Annotated in this window: 14 protein-coding genes; 3 read left to right on the top strand and 11 right to left on the bottom strand. The window is 56.7% G+C overall.

Going from position 1 to position 11,810, the window contains the following annotated elements; all coding sequences use genetic code 11:
• Nucleotides 1-14 precede the first annotated feature (14 nt).
• Nucleotides 15-965, top strand: coding sequence for a LysR substrate-binding domain-containing protein (locus ACFPDR_RS00370; protein ID WP_060185508.1), 951 nt, complete (start codon nt 15-17; stop codon nt 963-965).
• Nucleotides 966-1,304: 339 nt separating this feature from the next.
• Here the strand turns inward: ACFPDR_RS00370 and ACFPDR_RS00365 are convergent, their stop codons facing one another.
• The gene (locus ACFPDR_RS00365; RefSeq protein ID WP_026483545.1) at nt 1,305-2,498 is read right to left on the bottom strand and encodes an aromatic amino acid transaminase; all 1,194 of its coding nucleotides are present in this window, start codon (nt 2,496-2,498) and stop codon (nt 1,305-1,307) included.
• A 475-nt stretch (nt 2,499-2,973) separates the two neighbouring features.
• Here ACFPDR_RS00365 and ACFPDR_RS00360 point away from each other — a divergent pair, with 475 nt between their 5' ends.
• On the top strand, nt 2,974-3,723 hold the full coding sequence (locus ACFPDR_RS00360; RefSeq protein ID WP_060185509.1) for a tyrosine-protein phosphatase: 750 nt from the start codon (nt 2,974-2,976) through the stop codon (nt 3,721-3,723).
• Here ACFPDR_RS00360 and ACFPDR_RS00355 read toward each other — a convergent pair.
• The 8 genes from ACFPDR_RS00355 to ACFPDR_RS00320 form a co-directional block, all read right to left on the bottom strand.
• A complete protein-coding gene (locus tag ACFPDR_RS00355; protein ID WP_302357400.1) occupies nt 3,720-4,820 on the bottom strand; it encodes an MBL fold metallo-hydrolase in 1,101 nt (366 codons plus the stop codon). The two genes, ACFPDR_RS00360 and ACFPDR_RS00355, sit on opposite strands and share 4 nt — an antisense overlap.
• A gap of 348 nt (nt 4,821-5,168) precedes the next feature.
• A complete protein-coding gene (locus ACFPDR_RS00350) occupies nt 5,169-6,275 on the bottom strand; it encodes a hypothetical protein (protein ID WP_035274771.1) in 1,107 nt (368 codons plus the stop codon).
• A 26-nt stretch (nt 6,276-6,301) separates the two neighbouring features.
• Nucleotides 6,302-7,324: a Nif3-like dinuclear metal center hexameric protein gene (locus tag ACFPDR_RS00345; protein WP_026483541.1), complete on the bottom strand. Its 1,023-nt coding sequence runs from the start codon at nt 7,322-7,324 to the stop codon at nt 6,302-6,304.
• Nucleotides 7,325-7,572: 248 nt separating this feature from the next.
• On the bottom strand, nt 7,573-7,923 hold the full coding sequence (locus tag ACFPDR_RS00340; RefSeq protein ID WP_035269656.1) for a hypothetical protein: 351 nt from the start codon (nt 7,921-7,923) through the stop codon (nt 7,573-7,575).
• A gap of 42 nt (nt 7,924-7,965) precedes the next feature.
• The gene (locus tag ACFPDR_RS00335) at nt 7,966-8,910 is read right to left on the bottom strand and encodes an ornithine cyclodeaminase family protein (protein WP_009457379.1); all 945 of its coding nucleotides are present in this window, start codon (nt 8,908-8,910) and stop codon (nt 7,966-7,968) included.
• A gap of 11 nt (nt 8,911-8,921) precedes the next feature.
• Entirely contained in the window at nt 8,922-9,200 is a 279-nt protein-coding gene (locus tag ACFPDR_RS00330) for a 2Fe-2S iron-sulfur cluster-binding protein (protein WP_115634603.1), read from the bottom strand.
• 11 nt (nt 9,201-9,211) lie between these two features.
• A complete protein-coding gene (locus tag ACFPDR_RS00325; protein ID WP_035269651.1) occupies nt 9,212-9,556 on the bottom strand; it encodes a hypothetical protein in 345 nt (114 codons plus the stop codon).
• Nucleotides 9,556-9,864: a 2Fe-2S iron-sulfur cluster-binding protein gene (locus ACFPDR_RS00320; protein ID WP_009457376.1), complete on the bottom strand. Its 309-nt coding sequence runs from the start codon at nt 9,862-9,864 to the stop codon at nt 9,556-9,558. Before ACFPDR_RS00320 ends, ACFPDR_RS00325 begins: the two co-directional genes overlap by 1 nt.
• Before the next feature lie 201 nt (nt 9,865-10,065).
• Between ACFPDR_RS00320 and ACFPDR_RS00315 the strand changes: the two genes are divergently transcribed.
• Complete coding sequence (locus tag ACFPDR_RS00315; RefSeq protein WP_105630127.1) at nt 10,066-10,257, top strand: hypothetical protein; 192 nt, start codon at nt 10,066-10,068, stop codon at nt 10,255-10,257.
• Here the strand turns inward: ACFPDR_RS00315 and ACFPDR_RS00310 are convergent.
• Nucleotides 10,254-11,288 (bottom strand): 2Fe-2S iron-sulfur cluster-binding protein, encoded by a 1,035-nt coding sequence (locus ACFPDR_RS00310; protein ID WP_035269646.1) that lies wholly within the window; start codon nt 11,286-11,288, stop codon nt 10,254-10,256. The two genes, ACFPDR_RS00315 and ACFPDR_RS00310, sit on opposite strands and share 4 nt — an antisense overlap.
• A 20-nt stretch (nt 11,289-11,308) precedes the next feature.
• Nucleotides 11,309-11,788: a GlcG/HbpS family heme-binding protein gene (locus ACFPDR_RS00305; RefSeq protein ID WP_022983673.1), complete on the bottom strand. Its 480-nt coding sequence runs from the start codon at nt 11,786-11,788 to the stop codon at nt 11,309-11,311.
• Nucleotides 11,789-11,810: the final 22 nt, after the last annotated feature.

Raw genomic sequence — 11,810 nt, 5'->3', positions numbered from 1 at the left:
GGGGTCTGACCATCATGGATACCTTGCCTCCCTTACGTGCATTGCAAGTCTTTGAGACGCTGGGCCATAGCCAAAGCCTGCAAGAAGCCGCCCGTCGTCTGAAAATTACTCCCGGCGCCATCAGCCAGCAATTGCGTTTGCTGGAAGACTCGCTGGGCTGCAGCCTGACCTACAAAGAAGGCAAACGCTTGCGGCTGACAGCGGCGGGGGTGCGCTTTCATGAAATCTGTACCCAGGCATTTGAGCTATTGCGCGACGGACAACAAGAAATGGAGCGCTCGCGCAACACCAGCCTGCTTTCGATCAGCGCTTTGCCGTCCATGCTTAAAACCTGGATGGCACCGCTGGCATTTCAATGGCAGGAACAGTACGACCCGGAGCTGACACTGCATCTGAAAGGCAGCCATGCCGAGCCCGATCTGGAAGCCGAGCAAATCGACTTTCGGATTACCTACGGTCAGGCCGCCGCCCGCCCCCGCAGCTTTACCGAGCTGTATACAGACCGTGTCGTTCCCGCCTGCAGCCCGACCCTGCTCCAAGGGCAAGCCGCCTTGCGACATCCTCGTGATCTATTGAGCTATCCCTTGCTGTCCTCGGACTGGCAGCCACGCTTTACCTCGCCGCCATCCTGGCGCGACTGGTTTGAGTCCTTGGAGATAGATATAGGCAATACGCCCCTGGACCGCTTCCGGGTTTTTTCTCTGTCGCACATGGCGCTGGAGTCTGCAGTGGCCGGTCAGGGTTTTGTATTGGCGCAATGCTCGATGATAGAAAAGGAAGTGCGCAGCGGGCAGCTGATCCTGCCCTTCTCCCATTCCTTGCCTCTGCCCTGGCCCTATGTGCTGACCCGACGGGCGGGTGCGTTTGAGTCGCCTCATAGCCAGGATTTCCATCGCTATTTGTTGAACCGGGCGCGGCAGCAGGAGCAGATCAATCAGGAACTGCTGCTGCAAGCATTAGCCTGAGCAATGTCGCAATACGACGAAATACGGTCAGCTTGCCGGTTGACCTGCTTGCCTGACCATGGCTAAGCACTAATGAACCGTTGAGTGCTTCGGCTATGTAAGCGCAGGGCTATTCAATGGTCTAGCTCGACACTGTTCCGCTTTTCAGTTCAGGTTCAAGCCCCCAGCCAAGTGGCCAGAACAAGTCGAACGCATCAATCAGACAGGTACGTATAAGCGGCTTCCACCATACGATCAACGCAGCTGCGGATGCATTTTCAGCATCAAAAAAAGCGTGTTTACCGCCCCCGAAGGGGCCATAAACACGCTCTTTAATTCTGCAGGAAAGACCTCGGCGTCTTAGGCCACGACAGCAGCCAGCGACTCCGCAAAGTAATCCACATTGGACTGATTCAGACCTGGCACGCTGATGCGGCCCGACTCCAGCACGTACACGCCAAAATCGTCACGCAGTTTCTGGATCTGCTCTTTGGTCAGGCCGGTGTAGCAGAACATGCCTTGCTGTTTGACGAAGTAGCTGCTGTCGTACTGGGGAGCCAGCTCTTTCAGACGATCGTGTACACGCTTGCGCATGGCAGCGATACGCTGACGCATGGTTTCCACATCTGCCGTCCACTCGGCCAGCAAGGATTCATCGGACAAGATGGTGGCGATGGCCTGACCACCGTGCGATGGCGGGTTGGAGTAGATGCGACGCACCACGGCCTTGAGCTGACCCAGAACACGATCGGCTTCATCCGCGCTCTGGCACACCACCGACAAGCCACCGCAGCGCTCGGAGTAGTAGGAGAAGTTTTTGGAGAAGGAGTTGGCCAGCAAGAACGTCAGGCCAGCATCGACCATGGCGCGCACGGCGAAAGCGTCTTCATCCAGGCTACGGCCAAAACCCTGGTAAGCCATGTCCAGGAAAGGGATCAGCTTGCGCTGTTGCAGCACAGGGATCAGTTGCAGCCACTGCTCGTCGCTCAGATCAGCCCCGGTGGGGTTATGACAGCAGGGGTGCAGCAAGACAATGCTGTGCTCGGGCAGGACGGAGATGTCTTCCATCAGGCCGGTGAAATCCAGACCGCGCGTGGCTGGATCGTAGTAACGGTAAGTGTGGGTAGGAATGCCCGATCCACGGAAGATGGAGTGGTGATTATCCCAGGCTGGATCGCTGATCCACATTTCGCTATTGGGGTAGGCTTCGTGCAGGAAGTCGCCACCCACTTTCAAGGCCCCCGAACCGCCCAATGTCTGAATGGTCGCAACACGACCTTCTTGCAGCACTTTGCTGTCGGCACCAAAAACCAGTTTTTGCACGGCGCTGCGGTAGGAAGCCAAACCTTCAATAGGCAGATAGCCACGGGGCTGGCCCTTGGCCGCCCATTGTTCTTCAGCCCGGCGAGCCACATCCAGCAAAGGCAGACGGCCTTGGTCGTCGTAATACAAACCAATGGTCAGGTTGACCTTGCGATCGCGCGGATCGGCGTGAAATGCCTCGTTCAAACGGAAAATCGGATCGCCACCATAGGCCTGCAAATGCTCAAACATGCTTGTTCCTTGAAAAATTACGGTTGTGGGCCGCCCGGGCTGATCGCCGGTCTACTCAAATAACCATTGACCTTATACCTTGGGCCTACTTTAGCCAATATCCTGGGGCTCTTTTTGCAGCACATGAGCACGCGAGCGATGCGTGAATGCGTCATCAGACTTGTCCCCCCTTGGCTCGGCACGGCACCTGTTCTTGTCTAGTCGGTGCAGGCTGTCAAACGCCAGCGTCACCTTGAAGTCTGTTCACATTTTCAGCAAACCAAAGCCTCAAGAACGTGAACGCGGTGTACCAGCCTGTCTGCCTGGGCCTTGCCAGCAAAGAATATACATGGCTTTCTGAGGATACAGAACCGTGCACTTGCATTCATTGTGCTTTCGGTCCTCCCGCACTCCCCAGCTGTCACCGCATTGTCATATGCAGATCCCGTCCAAGACCGTTAACATGGGACTTTCACCGTTTCAACAGGAGTCCGCCGTGTCCGTATCGCCGCTGCCCAGTTCCCTATCCTGCCCTTTAGAAGGGGCCAGCAACTTCCGTGATATAGGCGGCTATGCCACAGACTCCGGCTCCTTTCGTAAGGGTCGCGTCTATCGTTCAGACCATTTGGCGGATCTGAGCAGCCAGGACCTGGACACCCTGCAAGAGCTGGGCATTGCCCGCTCCCTGGACTTTCGCGGAGCACACGAGCGCAAACGCTCGCCTTACCAGTACAGCTTTCTGACCAGCCACGCACTGACCGTCGAGCCCACCGTCTTGCCGGACTTTATGGACATGCTGGCCAAAGGTCAGGTGGATGTGGATGCGGCACACAGCACCATGAACAAGACCTACACCGAATTTGTGACCGGGCACGCCGCCACCTTTGGCCAAGTCTTTGATCAACTGCTGCAAGCTGATACGCCAGTAGTCATGCATTGCACGGCAGGGAAAGACCGCACCGGCTTTGCCGTCGCCCTGCTGCACCGCGCTGCCGGGGTGCACCCTGACGATGTCATGCACGACTATCTGCTGACCAATCAATTCTTCCGCCGCCCCGATCTACCCGACAACCGTGGCATCAGTGACGAAGTGCTGGATATTCTATGGGGCGTCAAGCCCGAGTTTCTGGAAACCGCCTTCAAGACGATTGATGAAACGTACGGCAATCTGGAGAACTTCTTTCAGAACGCCTTGAAGCTCAGCCCCGCCCGACGCGAGGCCTTGCTGGAGCGCTACACCGCTTAAACCACGCCTACGGAGGTCGCTGGCAGTTCCCAGTGACCTTCCAGGCTCAGGGCCGGTCCCATCACATTGCGCCAGGTCGGCAAATCATGCATTTGCGTGAACAAAGGCATGCAATAACGTGGCTGCACCATGTCCACCAGCCAGCGTAAATCCGTCAAACGCGGGTGCACATTCCAGCAAAGGGTATGCGTGCCACGTGGTGCATGTGGGGCCACATAGCCGGTGTGAATCAACAAGCGTTCACCAGACTCGGCATTGGGGTCCGCAGCCCGTGCCTGACGCTCCCGAATCAGCTCCCCTGCCTTGCCCTGACAGCCGTCCGGCTCACCGGCCAGCAGCAGGTGCGCTTGCGGATCAAACGTAGCCGCACGCGGCATCAACTCACGCAAGGATTGCTGCACACCCGGCAACAACAAGTCACTGCTTTGGCTGATCATGCGGGTCAGGTTTTCGTAGCAGGACGCGTCCATGCTCCAGTCCTCAAAACCTTGCTGCTGGCGCCACAAGGCAATCTCTATCGCCCGACCTGACGGCGGTACGGGCAACAAGGCGGAATGCGACTCCAGCAAGGACTCCAGAATGCTCCAGGCCACGTGATGAGACTGATCGTACAAACCGTAAGACGCATCCAGCAAAGCCAGATACGCAGGCGGCGGCAAATCGAAGGGGAACAGTAAGGATTCGCAGGAAAAGTCCCCGCTATAGAACAGCCCACCGCCCACATCCAGATGCAGCCAGACACCCCCCAAAGCATGGCCGGACAAGCCGGTACGCACGGCAATATCGCCGATATAAGTTGTGCCACGGGTTGGCAGCTCACGCCAGATCCGCCCAGCAGGCAGGCTGCGCGCCGTAGAGGCCGTGGCATAAACAGGTATGTGTTCAGGCAGCTTGGACAAGGAGCCAATATGGTCCTGGTGATCATGCGTCACCAAAATGGCATCCACCTCCAGCCCTTGATACCAGTCGCACACCTGCCCAGGATACAAAGGCCCGCCGGCATCCAGCAGCAATCGCAAGCCACATGCCTGCACGAGAATGGCGGCTGGCGCTTTGCCTCCATAGCCGCTTAACACCGTCACCAGGGTCTGGTTCATGCTCCGTCCCCTACAAGGCATTCAGGCCAATACATCGCCAAGCCACACCCGGCATCCTGCTTTGCAGCACGGCGCAACACCGGACACAAAAGCAAAGCATCAATAAGCGCAATGGGCCGCAGCGCACGCTGCCGGACAGAAAAAGGCATCAACTTAAAGAACCAGAGTCACCGAGGTGCCCTGCCTTAAAAAGACTACGACAGGCTCAGGTTAAACAAGTGTTCTTTCAGCCCTGTTACAGTTTTATGGCAGTTCGATGGCAGTCACCACGCCTGGAGAAAACAGACAAAATAAAAAAAGAGCGCCAACATCAGCGCTCCTAAAGTGGGGGGAACTACAAACAGGAACTCAGACAATCAAAGGCGTGAGAAACACAGCCAGTACCACTGCCGTCAACAAGCGCATCACAATGCCCAGAACGGCGGCCAGCATGACTTCTTTTTCATTCAGATCCGAGCATTCAGCCCAGACCACCGGAATCTGTCCAAAGACAGCCGATAAGGGCAAACCGGACGACGCCAGTACAAATGAACCCACTACCAAAGATGGATCCAGTGTGGAAGCCATCGCCTGCAACTTGCCCATTGCCAAAGTGGGGCTGACCAGCATCGCCAGCACGCCCGTTTCAGGGTGAATATTCAGCGCAAGCAAACCGCGCTCAAGCACATCACTGATAGGTGCCCAAATGCCGATATGTTCAAGCAAACCAATGACACAGAACACCAGGGCCACAGCCGGGATCAGGATCAGCAGCAACAATTCCACCCCTTCGCGGGCAGCCTTGAACAGCATGGGCGCAAAATCGATATTCGGCGTGAAACGGGGGGCTGCCAGCAAATCCACCGAACGAACATTGCGGTAGACCAGCCGCGACAGCAATAAGGGGGAGAGCAACAAGGGGCCGAAGATCGCAATCAGCACCACGGCAAAGACATTCACCCCGGCAAAGGTCAAAGCCATCATGCCCAGCATGAACGTGGAGAACGACTGCTGAGACTGCACCATCGTGGCTACCGCAATCTTTTGCTCGTCCTTTGTTGCACCAGCCTGCCGCAACAAAGGCCCCGAAATACGACCAGCGGCGTTGATATCGCCAAAAATGTTGTACACGCTGGGAATAATGACGGCCGGATTGATTCCAATGGCCCGCATCGCCGGCATGAACACTCGCATCATGGCATCGGTAAAACCCAAACGCTCCAGCAAGCGTCCAATGATGACGCTGATAATGACAGCCACCCCAACCTGCCCGGTCAAAAATACATCCACCACCACGGGCTTGACCTTGTTGAGCACCGTATCAAACGCGCCCGACAAGGTAGCGGGAAAGAAAAACAGCGTCAGCATGGCGAGCAGCAGCAAGCCCAGGCCCACCGCCTCGATACGCTCCATGGGCCGACGGCCCGCAGGCGCTACATGCACTACTTTGTCTATTTCTATTGTTTTGTTATCCATGTCTCTCTCCGTTCAGGAAGCTGGACCTACTGGAAGCTCAACACGTTCTTGCCCATCAGGTGGGCAGTCGAAAAATGCTGGGCGTATTCACGCAGGCGGGCACCCCCCACCTGGTGCACAGGCGTAGACGTCACCCGATCACGGAACATCACCACCTCGACGCCATCGAGCAAGGCACTCAAGGCATAGGCCAAGGGCAGGCCATTCTCCAGGATCTCCAGCACGTGGCTATTGCCCACCAGGAAATTCAGACCCAATTCACGAGCACATTCGATAAGCGCATGACCGTCGTAGACCCGGCTGATAGAGGCCAGCACCGTGTCAACGCCCGGGTTCTCGGCCACCGCCTGACGCAGATGGTCGGGGCTGAATCCCGTATGCGGAAAAATGTGCAAAATACGCCCGACGCGACTGTTGCGCTCCCCTAGCCGAATCGCACCACGCGTCAAGGTGCTGGTCTCCAGAATGTTTTCATTGCCCTTGATGCGGCGTTCGGCCTGCAAAACCTGATCCTCCAGATCCAGCCCCATGAAGCCGTCAAGCCGATCCAGCATGTCGCCCAAGGTGCTCACCCCATCCAATGGTTCGCCCACGAACATCACATTGCCATGAATGCCTCCATAGGCAATATCGCTTTTAGCGACTTTGTGGCCATGCAGATACGCGATGCCCGGATGCAAACCATGAAACGCCTCATGACACTCCAGGGCAGCCACCCCATACAGGTCCAGGTAATCCTTCAGGGTCACGCCCCCGCAACTGGCGGCATCGGCGATCGGATGATGCGCAACAATGGCGTCCACCCCGGTTGCGCCCGCCAGCTCAATGCTCAATTCGGACATGGTCATGCACACCGCCACCTTGCGCACTTCCTTGTTAGGGTCCCCATGAATCAAGCCTGGGATTTCCAGTACTTCCTTGCCGTAAATTCCAGAGGACTTCCAGATCACGAAGGGATGGTGGCCGCATTTGACCTCATCCATACAGGACACCATGCGTCCCCCCGTGATTACGTTCAATGCATCCAGCAAATCGGCTACATAGGCCATGATTTTGTCTCCAAATAAAAAGCCGGCCTCGGGCCCTGGGAACTCCCAGGGCCCGAGGCCGGCGGTATGCGAGCACTTCCTGTCGGCAACTTCCCCAAGCGGACCTGTCAGGGCCTGGGCTTGGCTCCAGAGCAAATTGCACATCAGGCAATCCACTGCGGACGGAAGGACAACAAGACTGTCTACCAGTCAGCTTCTTTTTATCGGTTCGGAATTCAGGGCAACGGTTCTCACCAATGCCACTGCATTCACACTCCTTTTTGCAACAACACCATGGTGGAAGACAATTGCGCCGCGGCGTCGTAGTCCTTGAATATGGCCACCACATCCAGCCCATATTCGTCCACCAAAACCTGCTTCATCTCCTTTTTGAAGGCCTTGATCAGATACAGATCCGCCAGATCAGCAATATGTGCATTTTCACGGCTCAACGTCTGCAAGGCAGGCTGGCGTTTATGAACCGCCAACATGCTGATCCGATCCTCCAGCACATCAATCTTCAGCGTCACGACACCTGATGCAAAAATACTGCTGTTGATGCGGTTGTAGTCCCGGGTCAGTGCCTGCTTGAATTCGCCTAAAGAAGAAAAGCCTGCCATCCCCATTGCCTACCCCCAACATGCTTGAATTATTGTCGTTTTTCAGTGTGCGGCAAGCGCCTCCTGCGCTGTCTTGCCAAGCTGATGACGGCGATACGCCAATCCAGCGACGGCAATATCTTCAATCGCCACACCCACTGATTTATACACGCAAATTCCCTGTGCGTCGTAGCCTTGTCCCCGGTCTAATTGCAACCAATCGCTTAACTCGCACAACTTGTCCGAAACACCGCAATCGGACGCGGCCAGAATCAGGTCCCCCGCCTCCGCGAGAGTCTGCTCACCCCACTCCACCACAATCTTGCCTGCCCGCTGCAGGCAGGCATCATCCAATTCCCGCGCTGTTGGCAAACTGGAGCCAACGGCGGCGACAAAGCAGCCGGGCTTCAGGCTGCGTCCATCAAACAGGGGATCGCGACTGCGGCTGGCCGTGACCAGAATATCCGCCTGTGCGGCGATCTCTTCCGCTCGGGCGGCTCGCACAGGCACACCACACTCCAGCTCCAGCTGGTGGCAGCGCTTCTCATCGACATTCGGGCTCCACACCAGCACACGCTGCAAATCAAAAGTCTGGCAAAACTGCAGGGCATGCGCCATCCCCTGGGCACCCAGACCCAGCACTCCCAAGGTTTGCGAATGGGGATTGGCGCCACGCTGTGCTGCCAGTACCGAGCAGGCTGCAGTACGCCATTGCGTGATCGCGCCAGCATCCAAGGTGGCCAAAGCCTGTCCGCTCAGTGCATCAAACAGCACAATGACAAAATTGAATGCGCCATGCACGGTCGTATAAATCTTGGCACCCGCCACTTGCTGGCCTGGGATGACCGCACCCAAGGTCGACAAGCGGGTATCGCCCACCTGCGTGCGTACACGACGCTGCTGGGCCGCCTGGCCCTGCCCAAACTCGATGAAAGCCTGCTCCAGCACCTCTTGTACGGCAGGCGCATCAAGCAGCTCGTGTAGTTGCTGATCGGTCAAATGCAGCATGGCCGCTCCTTTTACCAGCTCACCGTAACGTCACCACGAACAAAGGTCTGGCACGCCATACGAAAACCCTCTGCCAGATCCTGCTCGGACAAATGCTTGTGCTCCTTGGCCTTGACCTCATCCGTATTGCTCAGCCCTTTCGTAATTCGGCACTTGCAGGTGCCGCAGATCCCGCCCCCGCATTTGAACGGGATGCCACCGCGCTCGCGGATGGAAACCCGCAGCAAGTTACTGTTCTCGGCGGCAGACACCACCAAATCATTATTCGACGCAAATGTAATCTGAACCATATTCTGCTACCTCAGGATTGCTGCTGTGCCGGGGTCTGTGCCCCTGCCTGGTGACCGTCAAGCTCACACTGACGCAATTCGGCTTGTATGCTGCCAAAGTGCGTCAATCCGGCCAGTTCTTCATAAGCCTGTTCGACTGTTGCAAACTTTTCCATTTGCCGGGTAGGGATGTCATTGACCGTGCCATTTGGCGTCTCTTCCACAATGCGAACGCGCGAGCCTTCCTGAATACGCGCAATGGCAAACACCGCTTTGAAACGACCCTGAAAATGGTATTCATAGGCCGCCACCATCTCCACGCCCACGCCCGGTTCCGTGCGGTATTCCCCTGGCTTGCTGGTCAGCACCACATACATCACTGCACCTCCTGTGTTTCAGCTTGCTCCAGAACGATGTCCTGATTAATCCATAGCTGACAGGCCAGCCGCCAGCCCTGATCGAGTCGCTCGCCCAATTGTTTTTTCTCTTTCCAGTTGGCCGCTGGCAAATGCTCGCCCCCCTCCAGAACACGGCAGGCACACTTAGCGCACTTGCCCATGCCACAACCGTAGGTCAAATGCGGAAAGGGAAATTGCTTGATACCCGCCCGGACCACCAGATTGGTGTTCTCCTGCACTTCACCCACATGCGTCTGGCCGTTTTTATGAAAAGTAATGGTTGGCATGAAACCTCCTGCTGGCTGCCAATAATGCGACCGGATTGCGAGCCCTGACCGCCTGAAAAACCAAGAACGGTATACCAAGATAAAAACCGCAACCTTCAAGCAACAGTTTTTCTTGTTTTTAGACACAAATATCCGTCAATTTGAGTAGAAACCCCTATTGCGGTATACTTAATTCAATTCAAACCCATTAACGAGATCATCATGAAAACCCCCGTCGAACTTCGCTATCTGCAGCGTCCCGTCGGCGAGCAGTTGCTGCCACACTTGGCAAAGCGCAAGCATCTGCGCCGTCGTATCCCGCTCATCAACCTGCCCTCATTAACTGAACTGTTTGGCGGCCGCAAGAAGCGCGACCCCGAAGCCGGTCAGGACCAACTCCCCCACCGAGCCTAGACAAGAGAAGGCTCTGCCGAGCTGGGATCAGACTGAAAGTTGAAGGCGTCGGCATACATGAACTGCTCATTGGCGCCATGCTCCTTGAACAAACCACGGGCCTGCTCAATCATCACGGGCGAGCCACACAAGTAAATGGCATGCTCTGACAGGTCAGGTTCATCCCGGCACACCTGTTGCTGCACATAGCCGCGCGCGCCTTGCCAACTCTCGTCAGCATGGGAGAGCACAGGGACAAAACGGAACTCGCACAAGCGCTCAGCCCAAGATTCAATCTCCTGGGCCAGATACAGGTCTTCGGGCCGATTCATTCCCCAATACAGGCTGACAGGCGGGCAATCATCCTTGTCCAGCAAGGACTCCAGAATCGCCTTGATGGGGGCAATGCCAGTTCCAGTTGCCACCATGACCATGGGTCGCCAGTCGCGCTCACGCCAATAGAACACGCCCAAGGGCAGTTCCAGCAGCAGCTCGTCGCCGGCTTTCAGGGTCGGCAAACATACCTGGGTGAAACGCCCACCCTCCACTTCCCGCACATGCAATTCAATGCGCCCCTGTGCGGCATCGGCATTGGCCATGGAAAAACTGCGTGCACGCCCGTCCTCAAACAAGATGTTCAGATACTGACCTGGACGGAACGGTACTTGCACGTCCTGCGGCAACTGTAAAATCAGACGCCAGATCCCCTGACATGCCCTTTCCACGCTGTGAACCTGCGCCCGGACTTGCCGGGTTTCAGGCAAGTCATCTCGATGTGCGGCCAGACTGATCTCAATATCGGCATCGAGCCGTGCCTGGCAGGCGGCGGCATGGCCCTGCTCGTGTTCTTCATCAGCAATGCTCATGGGCAGGCAGTCATCCTCATAACAAACCTTCCCACGGGTGACCTGAATGCGGCAGGTCCCGCAGCCACCAAACTCGCAGTCGCTATAAATGCGCACGCCTTGGCGCTGGGCGGCCTGCAAGATGGTCTCTTGCGGTTCTACCCAAAACTGCTCGCCGGTTTCCTTGATATCGACACGATGGGCCATGACCCGTCCTCCTGATGCCACTATTTCTTGATGTCCGCCTGAACCAGCACGTCCAGACCCTCTGCCTTCAAGGCCTCGGCCAAGGCCTGCAAGCCAGCAACACCGGCTGCCGTATCCTGCTCGCCGTTACCACCGCTCAGGCCTATGCCACCAATGACTTCGCCGTTGACCACGATGGGGTAGCCGCCTACAAAAGCAGCAAAGCGACCTTCAAAGCTCAACTGAATCCCGAAGGCTTCGTTACCCGGCAAGGCGGGGCCATTAGGCGGCGTGGTGAACAAATGGGTGGAGCGCTTGTGGCCTGCAGCGGTAAACGCCTTGTTCCAGGCAATCTGGGCGCCGGTAATACGTGCCCCATCCATGCGCTCCATCACGATGGGGTAGCCCCCTTCGTCAACCACGCAAACGGTCTCCAGCACGCCAATCTCCTTGGATTTGGCAATCGCCGCGTCCACCATCAAGCGCGCTTCGCGCTGTTCGAGACGTAGGATCTTTTTCATATGTCTTCTCAGTATTTCGGGT

Origin of the sequence: Alcaligenes sp. GCM10023179, assembly GCF_042653705.1 — a bacterium.
GTDB lineage: Bacteria > Pseudomonadota > Gammaproteobacteria > Burkholderiales > Burkholderiaceae_B > Alcaligenes > Alcaligenes phenolicus.
This window is presented reverse-complemented; position numbering and strand designations above follow the sequence as displayed.

What these genes read in the sequence shown, in the direction of transcription:
- ACFPDR_RS00345 (WP_026483541.1), bottom strand. Translation starts at nt 7,324, where the DNA reads ATGGCCTATGTAGCCGATTTGCTGGATGCATTGAACGTAATCACGGGG.
- ACFPDR_RS00325 (WP_035269651.1), bottom strand. Translation starts at nt 9,556, where the DNA reads ATGTATGTGGTGCTGACCAGCAAGCCAGGGGAATACCGCACGGAACCG.
- ACFPDR_RS00365 (WP_026483545.1), bottom strand. Translation starts at nt 2,498, where the DNA reads ATGTTTGAGCATTTGCAGGCCTATGGTGGCGATCCGATTTTCCGTTTG.
- ACFPDR_RS00335 (WP_009457379.1), bottom strand. Translation starts at nt 8,910, where the DNA reads ATGCTGCATTTGACCGATCAGCAACTACACGAGCTGCTTGATGCGCCT.
- ACFPDR_RS00340 (WP_035269656.1), bottom strand. Translation starts at nt 7,923, where the DNA reads ATGGCAGGCTTTTCTTCTTTAGGCGAATTCAAGCAGGCACTGACCCGG.
- ACFPDR_RS00305 (WP_022983673.1), bottom strand. Translation starts at nt 11,788, where the DNA reads ATGAAAAAGATCCTACGTCTCGAACAGCGCGAAGCGCGCTTGATGGTG.
- ACFPDR_RS00370 (WP_060185508.1), top strand. Translation starts at nt 15, where the DNA reads ATGGATACCTTGCCTCCCTTACGTGCATTGCAAGTCTTTGAGACGCTG.
- ACFPDR_RS00315 (WP_105630127.1), top strand. Translation starts at nt 10,066, where the DNA reads ATGAAAACCCCCGTCGAACTTCGCTATCTGCAGCGTCCCGTCGGCGAG.
- ACFPDR_RS00330 (WP_115634603.1), bottom strand. Translation starts at nt 9,200, where the DNA reads ATGGTTCAGATTACATTTGCGTCGAATAATGATTTGGTGGTGTCTGCC.
- ACFPDR_RS00350 (WP_035274771.1), bottom strand. Translation starts at nt 6,275, where the DNA reads ATGGATAACAAAACAATAGAAATAGACAAAGTAGTGCATGTAGCGCCT.
- ACFPDR_RS00320 (WP_009457376.1), bottom strand. Translation starts at nt 9,864, where the DNA reads ATGCCAACCATTACTTTTCATAAAAACGGCCAGACGCATGTGGGTGAA.
- ACFPDR_RS00355 (WP_302357400.1), bottom strand. Translation starts at nt 4,820, where the DNA reads ATGAACCAGACCCTGGTGACGGTGTTAAGCGGCTATGGAGGCAAAGCG.
- ACFPDR_RS00310 (WP_035269646.1), bottom strand. Translation starts at nt 11,288, where the DNA reads ATGGCCCATCGTGTCGATATCAAGGAAACCGGCGAGCAGTTTTGGGTA.